The organism is Chitinophaga sp. CB10, assembly GCA_001870995.2.
Lineage (GTDB): Bacteria > Bacteroidota > Bacteroidia > Chitinophagales > Chitinophagaceae > Chitinophaga.
Window position 1 is genome coordinate 187079 of record MLAV02000004.1, and the last position, 23247, is coordinate 210325.

Here is a 23247-nt window from a genome sequence, read left to right on the forward strand (position 1 = left end):
ATAGTTTAATTCATTCTTAAATAGATTTACTGTTACAAACGCAAACCACGTTTGTTTATCTGCTGCTGTTCTTGTGTAATCTGCTGCTGCATTGTCTTTTGTAAGCCTGATACAGAATATTTCCGGTCAATGCTGCTGCCTTTAAAGGCATACAAACCTTTTTTAAAACTAATGCCCTGTAATTGATGCGTATCCCCTTTGTACTTATACTGTACATCTATTCCTTTTTTCATTAGCTCCTTTTCCAATGCTGGCAAGGTTTTACAGCGGAGCAATACAGCCTCGATAGCCTGAAAAATCTCATAGCGGGCCGTTTCTTCATGATTAAGGGCTTGCAGATTGGTGAGGGCTATTTTCTTTTCGATGGCAGGAACAAGCTGATATTTTTGCGTTAGCTGCTGCGCGGCCTTCTTCCCTCGTAACCCTATCCAGTTATCACGGATTGCTTTTCCCCGGTTGTTGACCAAATTAGCGATAATATGCAGGTGCAAATGATTGGTATCTGTATGCTTTGTTATCACATATTGGGTGTTAGTGATGCCTAGCTTTTCGAGGTATTCCCGCCCTATCTGCGCCAATGCATCATTGGTTAACTGTTCTCCAGGATAAAAGCTAAGGATGCCATGAAAAACAGCCTTTTTCTTATCTGGTAACTGCTGTCTGCTCATTTCAAAATCATTGCCCATATGCCGGTAACTATAATCTCTTACACCTTCCGCTTCCAGTATTTCCGCCCGCTGCTCATCTGCGCAAACGTAACGACAGCAGCCATAAAAGGATTTACCGGTAATTACTTTACTTATCACGTCTTAACCAGTTTAATAGGTTATCAATCTGGCTACGGTAACTTTCAAAAAGTAGCATGGCATTCAACATGCCCTCTTTGTGGGCTTGTTTCGATACTTGATTGATATTATTTGCCATCCCTATTAACTGTTTGATATATGCCCGTTCCTCGTCATTTAAACGGGCTATAACGCCGCCAAACAATGCCATCTGACGGATATAGCCAGTATAGCGCAAACCGGCTTTTATGGCCTTTTCTTTCACGATAAAATACTCGGCTTTGGTAAACCGTACACCTGTACGTATTTCTTTCCTTACGGCTTTAGGCGGCCTGCCGCCTTTATCCTTCTTCTTTTCCTGCGTCTGTTCCATAGCTGCTACATTTTAATCTTTGAGGGCTGGCAGCTCTGCTGCCCTGCCCGATCTTCCCGTACAGGTGGCAACGCCGCCTGTACTTTCTCCGCAGACGGGTAGCGAAGCTGCCCGTCATTCTCCGCTAAGATCTCCGCACTTCCCCCTCGCTCCCGGTGGTCGCAAGGGGGCGAGCGGTTTTTGCGCAGCAAAAACACCGCTCGCTAACGGAGCGAAGCCCGTTCCGAATCCGCGAACGGGATGCCGAAGGCGGCCCGTTCAATCTTCGCGGGTGGGGCCTGCGTGGAGCAGCCCCGCCTGATCTCCGCGTACAGGTGGCAACGCGCCTGTACTATCTCCCCGGACGGGATGCCGAAGGCTGCCCGTCCGATCTTCGCGGGTGGGGCCTGCGTGGAGCAGCCCCGCCCGATCTTCACGACAGGTAGCAACGCTGCCTGTCATTCTTTCGGCTGTTCTCCGGGCTGTAATAGTTGCTGAATGTCGTTCCAAAGAAAATAGACCCTCGACCGGATTTTGTACGGCTTTAGTTTGCCGTGCTTTATCCAGTCGTAAATGGTAGATTGGTAACCTGAAATAGTTGACAGACCTCACCGATTTTATAGAGGGGCTTATAGGTGAGGCCGGGGGTATCATATGCCGGGGTACATACCGACTGCCTTTCCAGTTGGCTGACTTCTTCTCGCACCAATACACGCAGCATTTGCCAAAACTGTTCCAGCTCAATTGGGAACAGCATTGGCGCAGCCGTCTGCACATTTCTTTCTCTCTTTTCCATAATACACCGATTTATACGGCAAATATGGTTGCTAAGGAAAAAGAAAACAGGTTAAGTATACTTGTTTGGCGGAAAAAGGAAGGGTTTGGCCTTATGATATTACGGCCTTTGAAATTGTTGCTCCAAATGCTTTAGCCGTTGGATACCTTCATCAAATTGCATTGCTTCTAAGATAGCATAGGCTTCTTCAAAACTTTTGCCCACTTCAACAAGATGGCGATGTTCCAATTTTGCCCGCTTATCCTTCTTAAAGATCAGGTCAAGTGCTTTTTTGATTCCATCAGGGCTTGACCCGAAAATTTTGTGCAACAGGTCTGCGCATTTATCACTGGGGGTTAGATAGTTGGCTTTGCTGGTTTTGTCAAATGCGTAGAAAAAAAGAACCAAAGCACGATTTGTTAATTGGTCTTGTTTACACTTTTCCAGCCATTCGCGTTCGCGGCCTTCATACGCTGCTATCACCGTTTCCAGCTTTGGCAAAAAATCGCCGGTAAAGATGGGCCGATAAAGAATGAAATACAATGGCAGATACGCCACTATCCCCAACGTCACGCCGACAAGCATATACATACCATTCAATTGACCATTGTGAAACCAGACAGCAACAGCGGCTACAACAACTAAAAGCAAATAATGCCAAAGTGCATTACTCCAATACTCATTGATCAACTGGCGGCGCGTTGCCTCTGCCGGCCAACTGGCATAAATACCGCGCTGCTCTTCATGAGTTTTACGAAAGCGGGAATAAATGTAACTGTATTTAACGGGGAGGTCGAAGGTGAAAAAGGATTTCAACTGCTTCATGTTCAAACTTCTCATATTCATATGTTAGGTTAAAAAACAATAATGCCTATGAACATACGAAATCAACTAGGCTGTACCCAAAACTATTTTTACCTTTTCTTTACTGACGATTCAATAAAAACGGGCGTAAATTTTGAATATTTTGAATTTTACCCAAAGCGATGCACCCAACATAAAATCGGAGTTATTTTTTGGGGACACCGTAATCTAAGATTACATTTTTCGAAATTGGCTTGAGCAATCACGATAGCTTTATCCATTATCTAAATAATGCCAAGTTATTGAGCGCATTGTAGACTGACATAAAAGGACAACTATAACACAAACTGAATATTTTGCCTCATTTGAACAAGAACTCGCACTAATAGCGGATAAGAGAAGTAAGAAAAGGTTTGAAAATCGCTACTAGGAATAGTTATCAAAAAGAAAATAATGACATACTGCCATTTTGGCAGTGACAAAATGGCAAAAGCCTTGTGAAATAACACATGGCATATAAATTGGAGACAACAGCTATAAAAACTGTAGGCAGAGCTTGATTGAAAAGGAGCATGGATTAGACCCCCACCCCATAGGCTGCTCATCCTAGTGGATACCAAATTGGACTGCAAGATTAGGTGTTTTTTCTAAAACAACCAAATTATTAGTCAAATTGAGGTCTCGGAAATATTTCGCTTTTTACACGTGAGGGAAACTACAAGCGAACAACTAATTCTTATTAAATGACAAACATTAGTACCTATTTTAAATTAAAAACAAAACAAGACAAATTACCTTTTGTGGATGTTGTTCTTGATGATGACAACCTTCTTTTCGTAGATCCCCGGCATATCGAAAACTCTTCTGTAAGAGACGATGAGCAGGTAAAAGATTGTTTGTATAAATTTTTTGGCAACCTAGTCGCAAGTATTGCCGCCAGCAATCACCGTCGAACCTCTGAGCTTCTTAATGGTGTTGAAGAACCTAAAGAAACGCGGTTGGGCTACGGAGAGGATAATTCAAACGGGAAATCGGCTGGCCCTCAGATTAAGAAGGAATTGATTGATTCCATCGCCAATAATCCCGTGATTAAGGCGAATAAAGTTTCTAATCTCAGCGATATTTCGTTTTTCATACCGAATGTTGGCATTGATAGAATTTCCGACATTACGACGAAAGTCATTAAGCAATTCCTGATTGAATTTACCCAAAAACAATGTCGCTCATTGGCCATTCCGATGAAAAAAGTGATGCAAAAGAATATTTTGAATCCAGCAACGTTGGGATGGGAAAATAGATCTCTTGAACTACCAGTTTTCAATGATGGAGGAATTGACAAGCCAATAATATTCGTCCCTAAGCATTTTGTCAGCCGAGACACTGATGCTAACTCCAATTTCAACTGTTTCTTCCGCTTTGCGAGAAACTATATTTTGGAAAAAGGTAACAGAAAGTTCATCAAAGGCATCCCACGTAATGGCAAAAACAATACAATTCTCAAGAAGGATTTTGATGAGTCTTTGGGTGCAAAAAAGGATGAGTTAACCAAATGGCTATTAGAACATCCAGATATTGTGCATGATTATTGGCTAGATTCAATTGACAAAATCACCCCACTTTCTGATGATGAAATTAGTGAAGTAGTTTATCGAAAATAAAATACGACGACTTTGGTGATAGAATTGGCTGTTATTCAAACAGCCATTTTTATTTCACAAAGAGATATCGCTGAAGATCGTCGATAATTACCCTCTGCTAAATAACTGGGGCATTAAATATAATGCTACAAAAAAATAATCTAGTTCCTCCTATTGCAAGGTAGGAGCGTCTTTCATTTAAAATGATTCCTATATACAAGCGATGCAGCATCGAGAAATGGAGTAAATTTCAATATGAATATTTCATATCTTAGTAAAAGCTGATTAACCTGTATAAAGTACGGGAAAGAAATTGGGGTTATATAAAAGGAACTCAACTAAACGATCAACTAAAAAAGCAAAACCTGCGGCCAGCGCAGGTTTTAAAAGTTGTCTGTGATCCCGCTGGGACTCGAACCCAGGGCCCATACATTAAAAGTGTATTGCTCTACCAACTGAGCTACGGAATCATTCCCGTTTGTTTCGGGAGTGCAAAAGTAGAAAAATATTTATTACTGCCAAATTTTTTTCATCAATTTCAAAATCATCCAAAACCAACCTCCACTCAAAAACTACCTGAACGTAATCACATACGTCTTCCCCGCAGCCGTAGCCAGGTCATAATCCCGCGTCCGCAACACCGCCGCCTCCACTGCCGGCGCCTCCTTCGATACCAGCGGTTCCGCCACGTCCATCACCTGGTAAAACGGGTTCGTATTCTCCCCCTTGGCAGCGCTGAGGCCAGGCGCCGCCGGCTGCCACGCCTCCGCTAACCGCAGCCGCAGGTTGCCGCCCAGTGTAGCCGTTACCGTTACCTTTTCGGGCTTGTTGTTCTTCCAGGTGATGGATACCGTATAGCCACCCCGCGCCTTCAGGCCCGTAACGCTGCCGTCCTTCCAGCTGTCCGGAAGCGCAGGCAGAATCTCCACCGCCCCATCATGACTCTGCAATAACATCTCCGCAATACCAGCCGTACAACCGAAGTTGCCATCTATCTGGAAGGGCGGATGCGCGTCAAACAGGTTGGGATAAGTGCCGCCGCCCTGGCCGATCTGCATCTCGGGAGTTACGAGGTTCAGCTGGTTGGTGATCAGCTTCAGCGCGTGGTTGCCATCTTTCATGCGCGCCCAGAAGTTCACTTTCCAGCCCATGCTCCAACCGGTGGAAATATCGCCGCGACTCACCAGCGTATTGTTCGCCGCCCTGAACAGCGCCGGCGTATGCACCGGCGAAATCTGGTTGGATGGGTACAGCCCGTACAAATGCGAAATATGCCGGTGCCGGTCGTTCGGGTGGTCCCAGTCGTTGATCCACTCCTGCAGCTGGCCAAAGCGGCCTATCTGCATCGGTGGGAGCTGTGCGCGTTTTTGTACCAGCGTGTCCGTGAATAAAGGATCCGCGCCGGTGATTTTGCCGGCCTGGATCGTGTTATAAAATAACTCGGATACAATCTGGTTATCCATCGTAGTGCCGTAACTAAGCCCAATGCCATGGCCGGCACTGTCTTTCATATACGTATTCTCCGGCGACATAGAAGGGCTCACCACCAGCCAGCCATGATCCGGCTCCCGCTGCAACGCATCCACATAGTACATGGCAGCGCCTTTCATTACCGGATATACCGCTTTCAGGAAAGCCTTATCCCCCGTGTACAGGTAATGCTCCCATAAATGCCGCGTAAGCCAGGCGCCGCCCATTGGCCACATGCCGTAAAAGCCGCCATCCACCGGGCCGGTAATGCGCCAGAGGTCCGTGTTATGATGCGCCACCCATCCGCGGGCGTGATAGAGCTTTTGCGCGCTCTCCTGCCCCGTTACCGCCAGGTCCTGCAGCATACGGAACAGCGGCTCGCCCAGCTCGCTCAGGTTCGTCACCTCGGATGGCCAGTAATTCATTTCCGTATTGATGTTGATCGTGTACTTGCTGTCCCACGCCGGGTTGGTCTTGTTGTTCCACTTGCCTTGCAGGTTCGTCGGCTGACCGCCCGGCTGCGATCCGGAAATGAGCAGGTAGCGGCCAAACTGGAAATACAGTGCTATCAACTGCGGGTCCTGGGTGCGACTGAATTGCTTCACCCGCTCGTCCGTTGAGAGGTTCGCCGTAGTAGCCTCGCCTAAATACAGGCCTACCCGGTTGAAGTACCGCGCATAAAACTGCTCATGCAGCCGGCGTATCTGCTCAAAAGGCTTGCTGCTGCCTTTTGCCAGGTAAGCCAAAGAACGCTGGTGCGCATCCCCGTTCACCTCCCTGAAATTATTAAAGTTCGTACCGATGGATATATACACCGTAGCGCGCGTGGCGCCAGTGACGGTGATGCTGCTATCCGTATAGCCTACCTTGCCATCCGGCGCCACCACCTTCACGTTGGTTTCATATTGAATAACGGGCTCCAGCTGCTCAAGCACGCCGGGCATACCGCTGAGCCGCAGCAGGTGATCCTTCACTTCGCGGCGACTACGTGTATGCGCACTCGTTAGTCCGACGCTGAACTGCAGCGCTCCCTTTCTGGAAGCTTCACACTGCACCACCATCACATTCTCCGTAAACGAAGCAAGGGCCGTGCGGGTGTACCTTACCCCGTCCACTTCATAGCTCACCGTGCTGGTAGCCTTGCTGATATTGAGTTCCCGCTGATAGGCCGTAGCTTTTTCATGACCGGGAAAATACAGCAGCAGATCGCTCGCCGGCTGGTAGCTCATCCCGTTTTGAATGGCACCAATCTTTGCCTGGGACAACTGCTGCGCTTCCGCATACTTCTTCTGAAACAGCAGCCGTCGCAATTCCTGCATCACCTCGCCCTGGCCCGCCACCACATTATTATGCGGCCTGCCCGTCCAAACGGTTTCTTCGTTTAGCTGTAACCGTTCGGTACCGGTACCGCCAAACACCATGGCCGCAAGCCGGCCGTTGCCAATAGGCAGCGCTTCGTTCCAGTTTTGCGCCGGTTTATCATACCAGAGTTTAAAATCGCCTGATTGCTGCGCCGCAGCGGGCAGCGCGAAGAGCGCGGGAATGGCTGCCAACAGCAGCCGGGATGCTAAAGAATGCTTCATAAACGTGTTCATTAACGTGGACGACGATACCGCCAATCAGTAATACTTCATTAACCTGGACGACCATGCCGTCAATAATTAATACTTCATTAACCTATACAACGCTACCGTCAAAATGCTTGTTAATTTACACAATCATCCCCATTATTCCACCCCCATCCCCAATCTTACCCCAACCTGATACTATTTTCCCGCATACGGATATCCACCCAAAGTCCACGAATATGGATCCGCCCAACCCGCAATTACAGCATTGCCGTACCTTGCGCCTAATTACTTATCTGATCATGAAAAGATTAAATATCCTCGCAATCATTCTGGGCTGCGCTTTCGCGGCCAACGCACAAACCATCACCACCGTCACGTATCACTATACCGGCGCGGTGAGCAAATACCCTATCGAAATGCAACTGCTGGTCAGCAGTAACACGGATACCGTTATGGGCGAGTACTATTATACGAGCAAAGGCCGTAATGCCCGGCTGGACTTAAGCGGTACCAGAAATGTAAATGATACACTGATCCTTTTAGAAAAAAATTTTCAACGGCAGAATGCGCAGGGCAACGCACTGTTAACGGGCAGCTTCCGCCTCCACGGCCTTGACTCTCTCTCCGGAAAATGGAAAAACCCGTCAACCGGCGCAGTGTTACAAACAACGGCCACGCTCCGTGAAAGCCTGCGACTGATGCGCCCCTCCGACTATGAGTTTCGCCTGCGGACCTACAAAGGCCGGATGATGAATGCCGGAGGTAACGAAGACACCTATACGAAAACTAACCTGCTGGATATTTACCACGAAGGCAAACTGCTGCAATCCCTTGCCGGCTTTGACGCGGTGCTGTTTGACCACCGGGCGGAAGTCATCCTGGAAGACCTGAATTTCGACGGCTGCTTTGACCTGAAAATCCCCATCTATTTCCCGGAAAGAACCAAATACGACGGCTCTTACCTCTATTTCCTCTTCAATAGCGCCACGAAAAAATTTGAACCTCATCAACAGCTGAATGATTTTGAATACCTGACCTTCGACCCGGTTAAAAAGGAATTTTACCGGTACGACGAAGGGCCGGAGGGCTTTATCATCAACTATTACAAATGGCGGGGCAACAAAGCCTATTTGGCGCGGACGGAAAAAGAGCAATAACACCGACGGCAGCAGCCGGGCTATTTCGCAAGCCGCTTCCTGATCCGGCTCAGGGAGGGCGGTTTAACGCCCACATAAGAGGAAATATAATACTGGGGCAGCCTCGGCGCCAGGTCCGCATAGGCATCCAGGAATTGCAGGTACCTGGTTTCCGGCTCGGTGGTATATAGGGAACGCATTTTTTTAATCGCCTGCACATACAGGAATTCGCAGATCAGGCGGCCAAACTTTTCCCCCTCCGCCACCTGCTTGTACAGCTCCTGCAGGCCGTCGTAGGAGATGACGATGATCGTGGTGGGCTCAATGCACTGAATGGCCGTATAGGACGGCGATTTATCCAGGAAACTCGCGTAATTGCAGGTATATTCCAGCTCCTTGTTGAAGTCCACCGTCAGCTCCTCCCCGCTGTCCTTCGTAAGTACATACCTTACCAGCCCTTCCACTATAAAACCGGCTTCCCTGCAAACCTGCCCTTCCCGGAGGAAATACTCATTTTTCCGGTAGCTCCGCACCTCAAACCTTTGCGCAATCCACTCCTTCTCTTCCGCGGAAAGGCGTACCAGGTAAGACATTTGTTTGATCAGCAGTTCGTGCATGCAACGTAATAATTTGCCGGCAAGATAAGGATTTGTCGGAATTACCCTACTGATTGTCGGAATCGCGTATCGGCGAATTATCCCGCAATCCGGATATTTGCAATACTAAATCTACACAACTATGAAAAAGCTCCTGATAGCGGTACTATTTTTCGCTGCCTGCCAGCAAACGCCACAGCCGGCCACAACGGCAACCGGCAAAGATTCCACCAAAACTGCCGCTCTTACGCCTGCTGAAAAAGGCTATGCCGATGTCAATGGTTTGAAAATGTATTACGAAGTCTATGGAGAAGGCAAGCCCATCGTACTGCTGCATGGCGCGTTTATGAACATCCCGCTGAACTGGTCCGCCGTTATCCCGCAAATGGCTAAAAACAGGAAAGTGATCGTTACTGAAATGCAGGCCCATGGCCGCACCAAGGACATCGACCGACCGCTGACCAGCGAAGGCATGGCCGATGATGTTTCCGGCCTGCTCAAACACCTCAAAATCGACAGCGCCGATGTATTGGGCTACAGCATGGGTGGCGCCGTTGCTTACCAGGTGGCCATCCGCCATCCGGAACAGGTGCGCCGGCTCGTGATCCTGTCCGCCACTTATGCCAATGATGGCTGGCTGCCGGAAGTAGAAGGCGCCTTCGCCACCATGACGCCGGATATTTTCAAAGGCTCGCCTATTGAAAAGCAATACGACAGCCTTGGCAACGATCCTGCTCACTTTAACGACTATATCAATAAAGTACTCAGCCTGGACCGCAAGCCCTATAACTGGACCAAAGAAGTGAAAAACATCCAATCCCCTATCTTCCTCGCCATCGGCGATGCGGATGGAGTGCGCTACGAGCATGCCATTGAGCTGTTTAAAGCGAAAGGCGGCGGTAAATCAGGCGATTTCCACGGACTGCCAAAGTCAAGACTGGCGGTAATTCCCGGTACCACGCACATCGGGATGATGCAGCATTTTGACTGGATACTGCCCATGATCAACGACTTCCTCGATTCCGACCTGAATTCCGCGCCGCCAACGTTCTAAGCGGGAAACAATATCAAGAGGGCCGCCCCTGAAGGGTGTAATAATAAAACGCATACATCTCCGGGGGCGCCCCTCTTCCCTTATTCCGCCGTTACTTCCGCGGCAGTTTTAATGTCCGCATAATAAAACGCCATCGCTCCCAGCAGCGCGTGCTGCACCTCTTCAGCAGCCACTTTCCGGCCTTGTATCTCCACATCCAGCGTAGCGCACGCATCCGCCACCACCGTACAGTCAAAGCCATAGTCCCTGGCAGCCTTCACGGTAGCGTCTATACACACATGCGTCATCATGCCCATGATGGTTAATTTTTTTATGTGGCGCGCGTGCAGGTACGCGAGCAATTCCGTTTCCCGGAATGCGTTCGGATAATGCTTGGTAATGACCTTTTCGCCCGCTGCCGGCGCTACGGAAGGATGTATCTTTACTCCCTCGGTGTTGGGCAGGAAAAAAGTAGCGCCTTCGTTGGTGGAAAGTCCCTGAATGTGAATCACCGGGATCCCTTTTTTGCGATAATGCGCCAATACTTTCGCCGCCTGCTGCGCGGCCTCCTCCGGGCCTTTCAGCGGATGATTGCCTCCCGGAAAATAGTCTTTCTGAATGTCTACAATGAGCAATGCCTGTTCCATGTTTGCTTGTTTTGCAGGGCGCTGGGCCACAGCTCCCAGGGTGATTGAAATGAATGCAACCAGTAATGCGGTTATTTTCATATCAGCTTAATTTTTTTTTGAGTGATAAATACTGAAGGCCTTCATTGCTGCAAATGTATCCGCAATGAAAAACCTGCATCTTGACCTTGGTCAAGAACACAAAAAAAATAGCAGCTTATCTCCCTTTCAGGTCATGCTTTTTGAGCATGCGGCTAAAGAAAGCAGGCGTGACGCCGATGTAGGAAGCGATTTCCTGGTCGGTCAACAGGGGCAGCAGGTAAGGATATTGCCGGCGGAATTTTTCCAGCCGCTCCACCGCGGATAGGCTCATGCTGTCGATATTCCGTTGCTGGCTCGCGGCAAAGGCACGCTCCGTCAGAATGCGGAAGCAGCGTTCAAACTTCGGAATTTCCCGCAGCAGGGTTTCCTGGTTGCGGCGGGATAAGGCAAGGGTTTGCGTGTCGTTAATCGCCTGTATGAACAGGTTGCCGGGGCGGCCCGTAATAAAACTCATGATATCCGCAATCCACCAATCAGGCGCGGCAAAGGTGAGGATATGTTCCTTTCCATTTTTATCCTGCAGGTAACTTTTCATACATCCCGCGGCAATGAAAGTAAAATCAGCACAGACCTCCCCTTCCCGCAGCAGGTAAGCCCTGCGGGCGTAATGGCCGGGCTTCAGCAGGTCCGTGAAATAACGGCTTTCTTCCGGCGTAAGCGTAATATGGCGGCCTATATTGGCGAGTACCAGTTCAATTGGATCTTGTTGCATAGATTAACTGCAGCCACAAAGATAAGGCACGCAGGCCTGCGAAAATTAACCGGAAACCTGCAAATTTGGATTGCCTGCAACGGATCCGCTCATCTCTTCCTATATTCACCCTATAATTTAATTCAAGTGAAAACGATCATGAACATTTGCGCAGCATTGTTACTGGCAACCGCCGCCCACGGGCAGGACCCGCGCTATCAGCAGCATGCCGGCCGGTATGGCGGCAACGCCGGCATCTGCCTGTTTGAGGACGGGAAGTTTATGTTGTATGGCTATGCTACCGCAGTGTTTGGCCAATACCTGTTCGAAAAGGATTACCTGCTGTTTTATCCGGACCAACCGCCATTGTTTACCGTGTATGCCCATAAAAACCCCGCTGCGCCTGGTAGTACGCGGATCAACTTTGTCAGTTTCCAGCAGGGAAACACAGCGGTACAGTTGGATCAGGCTGCGGCCATCCGCGTGTTTAATGAGGGCGCCAATTGTTTTGACGGGCCTTTTGTGCATCAGCAGCCGGGCCTGGTGCGGACATTTTCCTTAATCGCCGAAAGCGCGGTTGCCTGGCAGTATCAAAACGAAAAAGGGTACAACGATTTTGTATTCATCTACAACCAACGCAAACGGGAGTACGAAAATTTCAGCGCCCGCCTGGAAGTAAGCAATAATGGTAAAGTCCTGAAAACGGACATGGGCAGCTTTGAACTGGCGCGCCCGGATGAAGACGGGCAGCGGCAATGGCAGGAAGCGCAACAATGGAAGGACCAATACTTTGCGTCGGCAACCCAGCAGCCGGAGGTGGTGTATGCGAACAAGCATTACAACTCATTTGCGCCCGATCTCAGCAAATACAAGTATGACTCTGCTTCCGCGCAATATATCTCGCTGGATGCAAACGAAAACGAAGCCTACTTCAGGCAAAATCAGTATAACGATAACCGTTACCTGCGGCTATACGAAAAGTGGGAACCCAGGCTGCAAAGCAAGCTGGACGCGCTTCCCGTAGCCGCCGGCAGTATCTTCTTTACGGTATGCGGGGAAGGTTCGGAGAAGTCGTATCACTACAACGGGTTTGTGAAATATGAGGCAGCGGATAAAAATCCGTTACCCACCACAACTGTTCCGAATATAGAAAAGTAGGGCAATACGAAACCTATTGCCGCACCACCATCCCCTGCTCCGGCACGTACTTATCATACTCCATATGCTGCGCAATACGCAGGGCCGCAGCTTCCCCGCGGAGGCGCGCCACGAGGTGAAGCGCCCCGTCGATCCCGGCTGAAATACCGGCCGTGGTGATCACCCGGCCATTGTCCACATATCGCACATTGTTCAGCACTTTTGCGCCCGGCGCCGCTTTTTGCAGGGATTGAATACTCTTGTGGAAGGTGGTGACGGTCAGGTTGTCCAACAGGCCGGCCCTGGCGAGTACAAAAGCCCCGGTGCAAACTGAAAAGTAGCCTTTGGTAGCAGCGTCGCGACTTTTAATCCAGTTAATCACCGCGGGATCATTGGCCGCCACCTCGTCGCTACCGCCAAAAATGGCGAAGTAGTCGGCCGCAGGCGCATCCTCCATAGCATAATCCGGTATCACTTTTAGTGTACCCTGCACCGTTACCGGCGCTTTCGTTTTACCAACGGTAAAAATTTTAAAACCGGCATAGGAAAATACTTCCAGCGGCCCTGCAAAATCAAGCACCTCCGTGCCATCGTACAGGTAAAAGCAGATGCTCAAAGGCGTGGTATCCTTCGGTTGCAACGTCATCCCGCAATGCGGGCACAGGCCCGGTGCATGATACACGATGGAATCGCAAGGTCCGCAGGGCGGGCAGACGTAGTCATTCGGTTTTTGCTGCGGCATGGCCCACACAGGAAGGCACAAGAGGACGAGAAGGAGTTGTTTCATGGGTCTTAATTCTCTCCCAAAAATATATACCCCTCCCATGCGCAAAAGGACAATACCCGTGCAAATCAGGCCATTTTAAGGCCGGCGGTTTCACCCGGCCAAGCCTGCCTTCCGCGCCAGTTGCGTCATTTGCCGGTTGCTGCCAATGCCGCAGGCTTTCGCCACCCAGGCCATTTTATGACCGGCTTTCAGCAGCTGGGCAGCCTTTTCTTCCCGGAGGTTGCGGATGTAATCCCCGATGGTAATACCCGTGGTGGCTTTGAAGAGGCGTGTGAGGTTGCGGGGCGACATATACACCAGCTCCGCCAGTTCCGCGATGGCGAGCTTGGTATGCAGGTGATGGGCAATGTGATCCTGCACCTGGTGTACCTGGTGGTTGATATGCTGCCGGTATTGCAGGTGAATGCTGTGCTGGGCGGCATCCCCGTCCCGCCGGATGTACACCACCATATCCCTGGCAACGGTGTACGCAAAGGCAGGCCCATGGTCGATTTCAACGAGGTATAGCGCCAGGTCGATCCCCGTGGTAATGCCGGCGCTGGTGTAAATATTATCGCTCTGGACAAACAGCTTGTTTTCCAGCACGCGGGTCTGCGGAAAACGCTCCACGAGGGCTTTCGTATAAGCCCAGTGGGTCGTACATTCCCGGCCGTTGAGGAGCCCTGCGGCAGCCAGCACAAACGCCGCCGTACATACGGAGCAAACGGTGGCCCCGGCGGCGGCCGCACGTTGCAGCCAGGGCATCCACTGCTGGTCCTGCGTGTGATCCCATTTGGAAAGGTCGATGCCGGCCACGATCACAATATCGTTCCGCTGAACGGTAATGGCTTCCAGCGGCTCCACCCGGGCAAACCCAAGTCCGGCGGAGCTTCCCGGGGCCTCGTAGGGCGAAACGTAGCGCAGTTCATACGGTTGCCCGCAGCAGCCCGACTCATAAAAAACAGTGACGGCGCCCGCGAGGTCCAGCAGGTGGATGTGGTCCAGGAGGAAGAAAATAACGCGCTTTTCCATAGGGCTAAGGTAGGACCGGATTTTTATTTTTTAGGGGGAAAAATCAGTGTTCCGCGGCAGGTGGCATCGTCCGTGAACGGTGGTAACAAAGCCTTGTGCCGTATATTGCCACAGGTGCTGATAAGCCAGGGCTGCCCCTGAAATGCATGGAAAAAGGTTGCGCCCCTATCTCCTGCCCCACGCCACAAAACCCGCCACTACAGTCATGAATATATTAAAACCAATGCTGGCCGCCTCTCCCCTTGCTATATGGAATACCATGGCGGCCGCCATCAACGCGATGATGCCGTAGGCGGCCAATACCACCAGCCCCGGCCGGATGCGCAGGATGGCCGGCAGTATAATACCAATACCGCCCAGTATATCCGCCACGCCTGTCAACACAACCAGTTGCGGGAGCTCCTTCACCCAGGGGAACGGTAACGCCTGCGGTTGAAAAAGTTTCATAAAACCCGTCAGGAGCAGCGCGGCCGCCAGGAGCCCCTGCGCGATCCATAGCCATACGTTCATTGTTTTTGATGCTTTCATACTTGCTGTTATTTTGAAAGGGCGAAAATAGCTACCTTTACTATCCAAAAGATATTACTATCCCATTGGATAGCACTATCCCGATGGAAAGTAACGTAAAATACAAGGCTATGTTATCGAAAGCAGGATGTCCGAAAACGATGCTGTCTATCAAAGACGCGATCGAAGCAATTGAAGGGAAATGGAAAGTGCTGATCTTATTTGCGTTATCGGAAAAGCCGAAGCGTTTCCGGCAGATCGCCCGGGAGGTGAACGGGATTACGGACAAAACCTTATCCAAAGAGTTGAAAAGCCTGGAGGCCAATAAGCTGATCAAACGGGAAGTCTATGATAGCTTTCCGCCTGCCGTGGAATATTCCATCACGCCGCATGGCAGGTCCCTGGAGAAAGTGCTGGACGAGCTGCACTTCTGGGGTTTATTACATCGCAGGAAAGTGATCGGGAAGTAATATCCCTATTTTGCAAAAAAGGAAAAATAATATCAGTATTATTTTTTAAGTTTACTAACGAACACATCACCCACCCGAAATAATCCAGTCAATTTACGGTTGGTAGCTAATGCTACCTGTTTTATACCGCCAGGCAGTGGCGGACAGTTATTCCTATGCGTCATTCCACGTTTTAATAACCAATTAAACCCTTAATTCCATGTTACAAAAACTACCCCCTTTATCCAAAATTTACAGGTCCCTTGCTTTACTGTGTTGCCTGCTGCTGGCGCACCTGGCGCTACCGGCGCAAACGCCGCGCTTTAAAGTGATTGCCTTTTACAACGGTACTTATGATGCGGCGCATATCAACTTTGTGCAGGAGGCGAACCAGTGGTTTCCAACGATTGCCGCCCAGTACAACTTTTCTTACGAAGCCACCAATAACTGGAACAACCTGAATGCAAGCTTTTTGTCGCAATACCAGGTAGTGATTTTCCTGGACGACGCGCCCACCAATGCCACGCAGCGGGCCGCCTTCCAGACGTATATGCAGAACGGCGGCGCCTGGATGGGATTTCACGTATGCGCATTTACCACCAACGCCGGCGCATGGAGCTGGTATCATAACACCTTCCTGGGCTCCGGCAACTTCCAGCGTAACACCTGGGGCCCTACCACGGCTATATTCCGTTGCGAAGACCAAACGCATCCCAGCACGCAGCGTTTACCCGTTACGTTTACCAGCGCCGTGAGCGAATGGTATGCATGGAGCAACGACTTGCGCAACAACAGTAATATCGATATTCTCTGCTCCATCGACCCCGCCAGCTTCCCGCTGGGCACGGACCCTAACCAGTCCTGGTACAACGGTTATTACCCGGTGGTCTGGACCAACAAGAATTACAAAATGCTCTATGCCAACTTCGGGCATAACGACATGAACTATTCCACCAACACGGGCAAATCCTCCACCTTTGCCAGCGCCATTCAAAACCGGTTTATTATTGACGGGTTGCTCTGGCTCGGCGGCGTGCCTGCGGGCCCTGCGCCGGCCATACCTATACCCGGCACCGTGCAGGCGGAGAACTTCACGGCTATGAGCGGCATCCAAACAGAAACCACTACGGATACCGGCGGCGGGTTAAACATAGGCTATACCGATGCCGGCGACTGGCTGGATTACAAAGTGAGCGTGCCAGCCGCCGGCACTTACAATGTGCAGTTCCGCGTGGCGAGTCAAACCAACGGCGGTACCGTGCAACTGAAAAAGGACAGCGCCGTACTCTGTACCACTACCCTGCCTGTAACCGGCGCATGGCAAACTTGGACCACCGTCAACGCCACGGTTAACCTCAGCGCCGGCGAGCAAACGCTGCGACTGCAGGTGGTAGCCGGCGGCTTTAACCTGAACTGGATTTCATTTAGCGCCAATACGCCGGTAACTGCGCCGGTGGGCTCCGTGATCACCCTCCGGGGAAATAATAACCTCTACGTTAGCGGGGAGAATGGCACACAGGCGATGCGCTGCAACAGAACCGCTCCGCAAACCTGGGAACAGTTCAGCGTGCTGGCCGCTACCGGCGGGAAGATATCCCTGCGCAGCATGGGGAAATACGTATCTTCTGAAAACGGCACTACCGCCATCACCTGCAACCGCGCTACAGTAGGCTCCTATGAGCAGTTCGACTGGATTCAAAACAGCGATGGCACTATTTCCCTCCGTGGCAACAACGGCCGGTATGTATCCTCTGAAAACGGCGCCGCCGCTATGACCTGTACGCGTACGACGATTGATGGCTGGGAGAAGTTTAACTACAGCGTGGTAGGGCCGGTGGCAAGCGCCGGTACCGTGATGGTAAGTAGTAAAACCAGCGGCATGAACCAGGCGCCCGTTGAAACAGTGGTGTTTCCGAATCCGTTTGAATCACTGCTCTATTATTCAGTCCCGGCGGGCGTGACCATGCATGTAGCTACGCTGTATGATATGAACGGGCGGGCGCAGGTGCGGAATGTGGTGAAGACGCCGCAGAGCAGGTACATGCTGGATGCGGGGAAACTGCCGGCAGGTACTTATGTGCTGGAAGTGAGCGCCAGGGGGTGGAATAAAAGAGTGAAGGTGCAGAAGGTGAAGTAAGGATTAGAGGAAAATTTTTTGAAGCAGGAGCAGGAATGGCGCAAGGGGCTATTCCTGCTCTTTGAATATGTGGATACAACAGCCCCTTTTCTTTCATGTTGCTAACGGATAATATTGTAAATTAGTAATGCCTGCCGGCGCTTTGTTAATGGATGCACCCAGGCAATGTTTTGCTTTTATCCTTGATGATTAGAGAGCAGATTGTCAGGTATCGGGAATAAACGAACGCGCAAACCATACTCCACTCCTTCTTACACAGTCATAAATTTATTTTATGCAAGATCAGGACCACCCACAGCAAAAAACCGACGGGGAAATAATACAGGCGCTTAGGAAAGCGCCTGATGCAGAAAACCCTTTCAAACTCCTGGACCTTCGGCTAACCCCTCCCAAAACCTGGGCCGCAGGCGTGCCGGCCGTGATGGCCGCCATGAAGGACCTGGTGGAAGAAAAAGCCTTCTTCCGGGGTAATTTTGCCTTGCTGAAAATGAACCAGTTTAAAGGATTCGATTGCCCCAGTTGCGCATGGCCTGATCCCGATGACGAGCGTTCCCCTATTGCGGAATATTGCGAGAACGGGGCAAAGGCGCTGGCCGAAGAAGCAACCACCAAAAAACTCACCGCTGAATTCTTTAAAAATAATGCAGTCGTTGACCTGGCGAAACTGGATGATTACCAGATCGGCAAACTGGGGCGGCTCACCGAACCCATGTACCTGCCACCCGGCGGAACGCATTACCAGCCTGTCAGCTGGGAGCAAGCCTTCGAAAAGATCGGCGCGCACCTGAATGCGCTGGCCTCCCCGGATGAAGCGGCGTTTTATACCTCCGGCAGAACCAGTAATGAAGCCTCTTTTGTTTACCAGCTTTTTGCGAAGGAATTCGGCACGCTCAACATGCCCGATTGCTCCAACATGTGCCACGAAACCTCCGGCACTGCCCTCCGCCCTACCATTGGTATCGGCAAAGGCACGGTGAAGCTGGAAGATTTTTATGATACCGATGTAATCGTCATCATAGGTCAAAATCCCGGCACCAATGCGCCGAGAATGATGAGCGCATTGGCAAAGGGGAAGAAGAACGGCGCAAAGATCATTGCCATCAATCCTTTGCCGGAAGCAGGACTGATGGGCTTTCGCAACCCGCAGGCCGTATCGGGGGTGGTGGGCGAAGGAGCCAAACTGGCCGACTTATACCTGCCCGTGAAAATTAACGGGGATATGGCCCTGTTAAAAGCCATAGAACTGCTGCTGCTGGATTTTGAAAAGAAATTTCCCGGTAAAGTGCTGCACCAGGATTTCATCCGGGATAAGACAGCAGGATACGACGCGTTTGTTCAGCAGTTTGAAAAGTACCAGCTCGATACCCTTGCGGAGGAAGCCGGGATAGCCCCTGCCGCTATCATGGAAGCGGCACAGATACTGGCTTTCAAAAAACGTATTATTGTCTGCTGGGGTATGGGACTCACCCAACAACCCAACGGCGTGGATATGATCCGGGAAATCCTGAATATCCTGCTGCTGAAAGGCAGCATCGGCATCCCGGGAGGCGGCGTATGCCCGGTAAGGGGTCATAGCAATGTGCAGGGCAACCGGACCATGCTGATTGATGAAAAGCCCACGGACGAGCAGCTGGACCGCCTCGAGCAATTTTTTGGATTCAAAATGCCCCGCAAGCATGGCTATGATGTGGTAAGGGCCATTAAAGCCATGCATGAGGAGAAGGTGAAAGTGCTGTTTTGCATGGGCGGCAATTTTCTGTCCGCCACGCCGGATACTACCTATACCGCGCACGCCCTGCGCAGGCTCAACTTGCTGGTATGCGTTTCCACCAAGCTAAACCGCGGGCACCTGGTTCACGGGAAAGAAGCGCTGATCCTGCCCACATACGGCCGTAGCGATAAGGATATTGTAAAAGGAGCAGTGCAATTCATTTCCACGGAAAACTCCATGGGCGTGGTACAGCATTCCAAAGGCGTGCTGGACCCGGTTTCCACAAACCTCCTCAACGAAACGCAGATTGTATGCCGCATGGCTATGGCTACCCTGGGCAGCCGCGCAGTAGTGAACTGGCAGCGTTACCACGACAGCTATGATGCCGTACGGGACGACATCGAACAATGCATCCCCGGATTTGAAAATTACAATAAACGCATACGGGAAAAAGGCGGGTTTTATCTCCCCAATGCCGCCCGCGACGAGCAAAAGTTCGCGGAGCAGTATGATCACCGCGCCCCTTTCACGTTGACGGAGCTGCCGGATAACCGGCTGGAAGCCGATGAATACATGATGGCCACCACCCGTACCCACGATCAGTTTAATACGACCATTTATGGCCTGGACGACCGTTACCGGGGCGTACACCAGGAACGGCGGGTGATATTTATGAATCAGAAAGATATTGATAAGGCCGGGTTCAAGGCGGGCGATAAGGTGGATCTGTTTAATTATGATGATGGCATTGAACGGGTAGCGCCTTTATTTATCATTGTCCCCTACCCCGTTCCCGAGAGAAATACGGTAACTTATTTCCCGGAAACCAATGTGCTGGTATCAGTGAATAATGTCGTGAAGGAGAGTAATATGCCGGCATCGAAGTATGTGAGGATTAAGGTCAGGAAGCATAGTGAGGAGGTGTGGAAGAAGGTGGAGGAGATGTTGGTGAGAGGGGAGAGGCAGCGGTAAAGGTGGTTCAGGAAACGAGGTTAATCACTTCATCGTCCAGGCGGCCCTGGGAAATGGCCTGTAGCAGGTGCTTTACCGCCAGTTCTTTTTCCGGAGTGGCACGGCTGTATAATTCAGGCTCGGGGTAAAAGTATTTTGAAAAGATGAAATTACGGATATCGACATTAAATGTCTTTGCGAATGCAATAATTAATTCTTCGCCATCCTCCCCGGAGATACCGAGGTCTGTTTCAAAGCGGGTGTCTTCATTTATTTCTTCGCGGGCACAACCGGATTGCTGCCGAATGAAATGCACGAGTGTGGTGAAAGTATTTTCCATAGCGTACAGTATGATAGCTTGCGAAGCTTTCCATTAAATACATCATTGCTATCAAACGCACAAAAATAAGCTCTTACCGCAAGCTGGACAAATCAGGTACAATCCCTTCTGATAATAAACCATAAAACGAAACCCTGTGCCATGGCACAGGGTTTCTCTATTTAGACAATTCTATTTATCACCATTTCACGCGCAATTCCGAACGCCTGTTCTGGCGGTGGTAACCAGAGGAAAGTTTATTTATGCTGCTCCTTTGCTTCCAGCGCGTCTACCTGCCTCTTCAAATCTATAATGTACAAGGTAAGCTCTTCTACTTTCTGGAGCAGTTTTTTATTCATTTCTGCCAGATCCACTCCTTCCTTTTCCACTTGTGTAGCGGTTGGTATTTCGGGGAGATGTTTATTTGTTTTAATAAAATTTTCGAGGTCATATAACGAAGGTAAGGTGTAGGAATCTTCGAAGACGAAGTCCGCCCATCCGGAAGCGGTCACCTTTACTCTTTTGGCGGTAATGGTTCCTGCGACAGTAAGCAGGGACTGTGGGGTGGTAGTACCAATAGAAACATTACCGAGGGCGTCAATGCGTAATCTTTCCTGGTTGTTAAGCGTAGCAAATGATAAATATCCACTGGTGGCGTCTCCACCACGGCAAAAGTTAATAGAGCTGTTCAGATGACCATAAAAGTTGTGTTCAATACTAAATGAAGGGATAGTTTGGTCCTGGGTTGAACCACTTCGTACAGCAAGACAGGTGCCGGCTCCATCGCCGTTTCCTTCATATAAATGTCCAAGGATAGCAGTGTAGATATTGGGGCTCTGATCGTTGGTAGACAACCCGACATCAAATAAGGCTTTCGGGGTATTTGTATGGATCCCCACTTTACCATCTCTGACTAATAGTACCTTAGACCAGGGCGTATTTGGATTATTATCTACGGATCGGTAATACAAGCTCTGATCGAAAAAAGGTGCAGACAGCTGCATGGCGAAATTATTTTCACTGCTTGAATGGCGCACATCCATTAAATGCCACCAGTAGCCTGGTTCGGTTGCAATCGGGTAATTTACCGCAGCATTTGTTTGATAAAAACCGGACATACCGCCCATTGCGCCGGCATCATTTTTAAATTCTGTTCTGGAGTTATTTTCGCCCCAGGTAACTGTTTGAGAAAATCCTATGTAGCCGGATAAAACAAGGTACAGGAGGGTTAAGCATTTTTCCATAAGTATAAAAATTAATTGTTAACAGGTCTGAAATTAGTATTTTTTAAATTCAGGGAATACTTAATAATACTTCAAAGCACCCAGGCGTAATTACTAATGTTGTTTCAATGATTAGTTGAAATCAGGTTAACTCCACTCAAATATTTCGTTACTTTTTTTATCTTAGTAAAAGCTCGTTAACCTGTATAAAGTAGGGGAAGAAATTGAAGTTATACAATCGGCACTCGACTAAAAAAACAAAACCCCGCGCAAAGCGCGAGGTTTGTAACTTGCCTGTGATCCCGCTGGGACTCGAACCCAGGGCCCATACATTAAAAGTGTATTGCTCTACCAACTGAGCTACGGAATCATTCCCGTTTGTTTCGGGAGTGCAAAAGTAGACAATTTCCCATAACTACCAAATTTTTTTCTCCAGTTTATGAAAAATTGTTTCATGTATTTATTTTCATTCCAGCTAATTCTCTCCTATTTTTGTGGCGCAAAAACGTACCCATGAATAATTTCTATCAGCACAAAACAGTTGTGATCACCGGCGGTTCCTCTGGTATCGGCAAAGCCCTCGTAGCCGAAATGGTAAAGCAGGGCGCAAACGTAGCCGTTTGCGGCAGAAAGCAGGCGGCGCTCGAAGCCATGAAAAATGAACTGAACGCCAAAGATGTCTTCACCTTCGTAGCCGATGTAAGCGTCGAAAGCGATTGTAAAGCCTTCATTGATGCCGTGATCCAACGCTTCGGGAAAATCGATGTGCTGATAAATAATGCCGGCATCTCCATGCGCGCACTCTTCAGGGACCTGGACCTCAGCGTGCTGAAATCCCTTATGGACATCAATTTCTGGGGTACCGTTTATTGTACCAAGTATGCCTACCCTTCTATCCTGGAAAACAAGGGTACTATCGTGGGCGTATCTTCCATCGCCGGCTACCGCGGCCTGCCTGCCCGTACCGGCTACTCCGCCTCCAAGTTTGCCATGCAGGGATTCCTGGAAGCGCTGCGTACGGAAAACCTTCGTACAGGCGTTAACGTAATGTGGGTATGCCCCGGCTTCACCGCCTCCAACATCCGCAATACGGCCCTCAATCCGCAGGGGCAGGCGCAAAGCGAAACCCCGCTCAACGAAGATAAGCTCATGAGCGCCGAAGAGGTGGCCGCCCGCATAGGCAAAGCTATCGCCAAACGCAAACGCACCCTCGTGCTGACTACCCAGGGCAAGCTGACTGTGCTGCTGAGCAAACTGGTCCCCGGTTTACTCGATGGCATCGTCTTCAACCACTTCCGGAAAGAACCAGGGTCCCCCCTGCAATAACCTTTTAAAATAAACAATTGTCTGCTTTAGCCGTTAACGTTAGTACGTACAAATACTTAATATTGCGGTTAATTTAACATTGCATTATTATTTTAACTTTCTTTGCACTCA

22 protein-coding genes and 2 tRNA genes are annotated in these 23247 nt (G+C 49.9%); 8 read left to right on the plus strand and 16 right to left on the minus strand.

Going from position 1 to position 23247, the window contains the following annotated elements; translation table 11 throughout:
* Nucleotides 1-32 precede the first annotated feature (32 nt).
* The 5 genes from BOC67_RS07975 to BOC67_RS07990 form a co-directional block, all read right to left on the minus strand.
* Nucleotides 33-806, minus strand: a complete 774-nt coding sequence (locus BOC67_RS07975) for a relaxase/mobilization nuclease domain-containing protein (protein WP_291909115.1) — start codon at nt 804-806, stop codon at nt 33-35.
* The gene (mobC, locus tag BOC67_RS07980; protein WP_291909117.1) at nt 796-1158 is read right to left on the minus strand and encodes a plasmid mobilization relaxosome protein MobC; all 363 of its coding nucleotides are present in this window, start codon (nt 1156-1158) and stop codon (nt 796-798) included. The genes BOC67_RS07975 and mobC overlap by 11 nt, the downstream gene beginning before the upstream one ends.
* Before the next feature lie 437 nt (nt 1159-1595).
* A complete protein-coding gene (locus tag BOC67_RS25390; RefSeq protein WP_367115549.1) occupies nt 1596-1742 on the minus strand; it encodes a helix-turn-helix domain-containing protein in 147 nt (48 codons plus the stop codon).
* A complete protein-coding gene (locus BOC67_RS07985) occupies nt 1697-1933 on the minus strand; it encodes a hypothetical protein (protein ID WP_291909118.1) in 237 nt (78 codons plus the stop codon). Before BOC67_RS07985 ends, BOC67_RS25390 begins: the two co-directional genes overlap by 46 nt.
* A gap of 99 nt (nt 1934-2032) precedes the next feature.
* Nucleotides 2033-2737 carry a hypothetical protein gene (locus tag BOC67_RS07990; protein ID WP_291909120.1) on the minus strand — a complete coding sequence of 235 codons (705 nt, stop codon included), beginning with the start codon at nt 2735-2737 and terminating at the stop codon, nt 2033-2035.
* A 722-nt stretch (nt 2738-3459) separates the two neighbouring features.
* On the opposite strand from BOC67_RS07990, the gene BOC67_RS07995 reads away from it, so the two are divergent.
* The gene (locus BOC67_RS07995; RefSeq protein ID WP_291909122.1) at nt 3460-4374 is read left to right on the plus strand and encodes a hypothetical protein; all 915 of its coding nucleotides are present in this window, start codon (nt 3460-3462) and stop codon (nt 4372-4374) included.
* A 376-nt stretch (nt 4375-4750) separates the two neighbouring features.
* Here the strand turns inward: BOC67_RS07995 and BOC67_RS08000 are convergent.
* Together BOC67_RS08000 and BOC67_RS08005 are read right to left on the minus strand one after the other, a co-directional pair.
* A tRNA-Lys gene (locus tag BOC67_RS08000) sits at nt 4751-4823 on the minus strand.
* 102 nt (nt 4824-4925) lie between these two features.
* A complete protein-coding gene (locus tag BOC67_RS08005; protein WP_291909124.1) occupies nt 4926-7406 on the minus strand; it encodes a glycoside hydrolase family 95 protein in 2481 nt (826 codons plus the stop codon).
* Between the two features lie 287 nt (nt 7407-7693).
* Between BOC67_RS08005 and BOC67_RS08010 the strand changes: the two genes are divergently transcribed.
* Nucleotides 7694-8551 carry a hypothetical protein gene (locus tag BOC67_RS08010; RefSeq protein WP_291909126.1) on the plus strand — a complete coding sequence of 286 codons (858 nt, stop codon included), beginning with the start codon at nt 7694-7696 and terminating at the stop codon, nt 8549-8551.
* Nucleotides 8552-8571: 20 nt separating this feature from the next.
* Here BOC67_RS08010 and BOC67_RS08015 read toward each other — a convergent pair whose 3' ends face one another.
* Nucleotides 8572-9147, minus strand: a complete 576-nt coding sequence (locus BOC67_RS08015; protein ID WP_291909128.1) for a Crp/Fnr family transcriptional regulator — start codon at nt 9145-9147, stop codon at nt 8572-8574.
* A gap of 121 nt (nt 9148-9268) precedes the next feature.
* Here BOC67_RS08015 and BOC67_RS08020 point away from each other — a divergent pair, with 121 nt between their 5' ends.
* The gene (locus tag BOC67_RS08020; protein ID WP_291909130.1) at nt 9269-10180 is read left to right on the plus strand and encodes an alpha/beta hydrolase; all 912 of its coding nucleotides are present in this window, start codon (nt 9269-9271) and stop codon (nt 10178-10180) included.
* Between the two features lie 80 nt (nt 10181-10260).
* On the opposite strand, the gene BOC67_RS08025 is transcribed toward BOC67_RS08020, so the two are convergent.
* Together BOC67_RS08025 and BOC67_RS08030 are read right to left on the minus strand one after the other, a co-directional pair.
* Nucleotides 10261-10887, minus strand: coding sequence for a cysteine hydrolase family protein (locus tag BOC67_RS08025; protein ID WP_291909133.1), 627 nt, complete (start codon nt 10885-10887; stop codon nt 10261-10263).
* Between the two features lie 115 nt (nt 10888-11002).
* Nucleotides 11003-11599: a Crp/Fnr family transcriptional regulator gene (locus BOC67_RS08030; protein ID WP_291909135.1), complete on the minus strand. Its 597-nt coding sequence runs from the start codon at nt 11597-11599 to the stop codon at nt 11003-11005.
* 138 nt (nt 11600-11737) lie between these two features.
* Here BOC67_RS08030 and BOC67_RS08035 point away from each other — a divergent pair, with 138 nt between their 5' ends.
* A complete protein-coding gene (locus BOC67_RS08035; RefSeq protein WP_291909136.1) occupies nt 11738-12736 on the plus strand; it encodes a hypothetical protein in 999 nt (332 codons plus the stop codon).
* A 13-nt stretch (nt 12737-12749) separates the two neighbouring features.
* On the opposite strand, the gene BOC67_RS08040 is transcribed toward BOC67_RS08035, so the two are convergent.
* The 3 genes from BOC67_RS08040 to BOC67_RS08050 all read right to left on the minus strand — a co-directional run bounded on the left by BOC67_RS08040 (nt 12750) and on the right by BOC67_RS08050 (nt 15041).
* On the minus strand, nt 12750-13502 hold the full coding sequence (locus BOC67_RS08040) for a DJ-1/PfpI family protein (RefSeq protein ID WP_291909137.1): 753 nt from the start codon (nt 13500-13502) through the stop codon (nt 12750-12752).
* 90 nt (nt 13503-13592) lie between these two features.
* On the minus strand, nt 13593-14513 hold the full coding sequence (locus BOC67_RS08045; RefSeq protein ID WP_291909140.1) for a DJ-1/PfpI family protein: 921 nt from the start codon (nt 14511-14513) through the stop codon (nt 13593-13595).
* A 165-nt stretch (nt 14514-14678) separates the two neighbouring features.
* On the minus strand, nt 14679-15041 hold the full coding sequence (locus BOC67_RS08050) for a DoxX family protein (RefSeq protein WP_291909142.1): 363 nt from the start codon (nt 15039-15041) through the stop codon (nt 14679-14681).
* A 110-nt stretch (nt 15042-15151) separates the two neighbouring features.
* On the opposite strand from BOC67_RS08050, the gene BOC67_RS08055 reads away from it, so the two are divergent.
* The 3 genes from BOC67_RS08055 to BOC67_RS08065 all read left to right on the plus strand — a co-directional run bounded on the left by BOC67_RS08055 (nt 15152) and on the right by BOC67_RS08065 (nt 20289).
* Nucleotides 15152-15490 carry a helix-turn-helix domain-containing protein gene (locus tag BOC67_RS08055; RefSeq protein WP_291909144.1) on the plus strand — a complete coding sequence of 113 codons (339 nt, stop codon included), beginning with the start codon at nt 15152-15154 and terminating at the stop codon, nt 15488-15490.
* A 199-nt stretch (nt 15491-15689) separates the two neighbouring features.
* The gene (locus BOC67_RS08060) at nt 15690-17606 is read left to right on the plus strand and encodes a carbohydrate-binding protein (RefSeq protein ID WP_291909146.1); all 1917 of its coding nucleotides are present in this window, start codon (nt 15690-15692) and stop codon (nt 17604-17606) included.
* A gap of 274 nt (nt 17607-17880) precedes the next feature.
* Nucleotides 17881-20289 (plus strand): FdhF/YdeP family oxidoreductase, encoded by a 2409-nt coding sequence (locus BOC67_RS08065; protein WP_291909148.1) that lies wholly within the window; start codon nt 17881-17883, stop codon nt 20287-20289.
* A gap of 7 nt (nt 20290-20296) precedes the next feature.
* Here BOC67_RS08065 and BOC67_RS08070 read toward each other — a convergent pair whose 3' ends face one another.
* From BOC67_RS08070 to BOC67_RS08080, 3 genes are all read right to left on the minus strand, one after another.
* Nucleotides 20297-20608: a DUF1493 family protein gene (locus tag BOC67_RS08070; RefSeq protein WP_291909151.1), complete on the minus strand. Its 312-nt coding sequence runs from the start codon at nt 20606-20608 to the stop codon at nt 20297-20299.
* Between the two features lie 236 nt (nt 20609-20844).
* Entirely contained in the window at nt 20845-21831 is a 987-nt protein-coding gene (locus BOC67_RS08075) for a pyocin knob domain-containing protein (protein ID WP_291909152.1), read from the minus strand.
* Between the two features lie 276 nt (nt 21832-22107).
* Nucleotides 22108-22180, minus strand: a tRNA-Lys gene (locus tag BOC67_RS08080).
* 143 nt (nt 22181-22323) lie between these two features.
* Between BOC67_RS08080 and BOC67_RS08085 the strand changes: the two genes are divergently transcribed.
* Complete coding sequence (locus tag BOC67_RS08085) at nt 22324-23136, plus strand: SDR family oxidoreductase (protein WP_291909153.1); 813 nt, start codon at nt 22324-22326, stop codon at nt 23134-23136.
* Nucleotides 23137-23247 lie beyond the last annotated feature (111 nt).

What these genes read in the sequence shown, in the direction of transcription:
- BOC67_RS07995 (WP_291909122.1), top strand. Translation starts at nt 3,460, where the DNA reads ATGACAAACATTAGTACCTATTTTAAATTAAAAACAAAACAAGACAAA.
- BOC67_RS08045 (WP_291909140.1), bottom strand. Translation starts at nt 14,513, where the DNA reads ATGGAAAAGCGCGTTATTTTCTTCCTCCTGGACCACATCCACCTGCTG.
- BOC67_RS08055 (WP_291909144.1), top strand. Translation starts at nt 15,152, where the DNA reads ATGTTATCGAAAGCAGGATGTCCGAAAACGATGCTGTCTATCAAAGAC.
- BOC67_RS08030 (WP_291909135.1), bottom strand. Translation starts at nt 11,599, where the DNA reads ATGCAACAAGATCCAATTGAACTGGTACTCGCCAATATAGGCCGCCAT.
- BOC67_RS07990 (WP_291909120.1), bottom strand. Translation starts at nt 2,737, where the DNA reads ATGAAGCAGTTGAAATCCTTTTTCACCTTCGACCTCCCCGTTAAATAC.
- BOC67_RS08070 (WP_291909151.1), bottom strand. Translation starts at nt 20,608, where the DNA reads ATGGAAAATACTTTCACCACACTCGTGCATTTCATTCGGCAGCAATCC.
- BOC67_RS08050 (WP_291909142.1), bottom strand. Translation starts at nt 15,041, where the DNA reads ATGAAAGCATCAAAAACAATGAACGTATGGCTATGGATCGCGCAGGGG.
- BOC67_RS08075 (WP_291909152.1), bottom strand. Translation starts at nt 21,831, where the DNA reads ATGGAAAAATGCTTAACCCTCCTGTACCTTGTTTTATCCGGCTACATA.
- BOC67_RS08035 (WP_291909136.1), top strand. Translation starts at nt 11,738, where the DNA reads ATGAACATTTGCGCAGCATTGTTACTGGCAACCGCCGCCCACGGGCAG.
- BOC67_RS07985 (WP_291909118.1), bottom strand. Translation starts at nt 1,933, where the DNA reads ATGGAAAAGAGAGAAAGAAATGTGCAGACGGCTGCGCCAATGCTGTTC.
- BOC67_RS08005 (WP_291909124.1), bottom strand. Translation starts at nt 7,406, where the DNA reads ATGAAGCATTCTTTAGCATCCCGGCTGCTGTTGGCAGCCATTCCCGCG.
- BOC67_RS08060 (WP_291909146.1), top strand. Translation starts at nt 15,690, where the DNA reads ATGTTACAAAAACTACCCCCTTTATCCAAAATTTACAGGTCCCTTGCT.
- BOC67_RS08015 (WP_291909128.1), bottom strand. Translation starts at nt 9,147, where the DNA reads ATGCACGAACTGCTGATCAAACAAATGTCTTACCTGGTACGCCTTTCC.
- BOC67_RS08025 (WP_291909133.1), bottom strand. Translation starts at nt 10,887, where the DNA reads ATGAAAATAACCGCATTACTGGTTGCATTCATTTCAATCACCCTGGGA.
- BOC67_RS08010 (WP_291909126.1), top strand. Translation starts at nt 7,694, where the DNA reads ATGAAAAGATTAAATATCCTCGCAATCATTCTGGGCTGCGCTTTCGCG.
- mobC (WP_291909117.1), bottom strand. Translation starts at nt 1,158, where the DNA reads ATGGAACAGACGCAGGAAAAGAAGAAGGATAAAGGCGGCAGGCCGCCT.
- BOC67_RS08040 (WP_291909137.1), bottom strand. Translation starts at nt 13,502, where the DNA reads ATGAAACAACTCCTTCTCGTCCTCTTGTGCCTTCCTGTGTGGGCCATG.
- BOC67_RS08020 (WP_291909130.1), top strand. Translation starts at nt 9,269, where the DNA reads ATGAAAAAGCTCCTGATAGCGGTACTATTTTTCGCTGCCTGCCAGCAA.
- BOC67_RS08065 (WP_291909148.1), top strand. Translation starts at nt 17,881, where the DNA reads ATGCAAGATCAGGACCACCCACAGCAAAAAACCGACGGGGAAATAATA.
- BOC67_RS08085 (WP_291909153.1), top strand. Translation starts at nt 22,324, where the DNA reads ATGAATAATTTCTATCAGCACAAAACAGTTGTGATCACCGGCGGTTCC.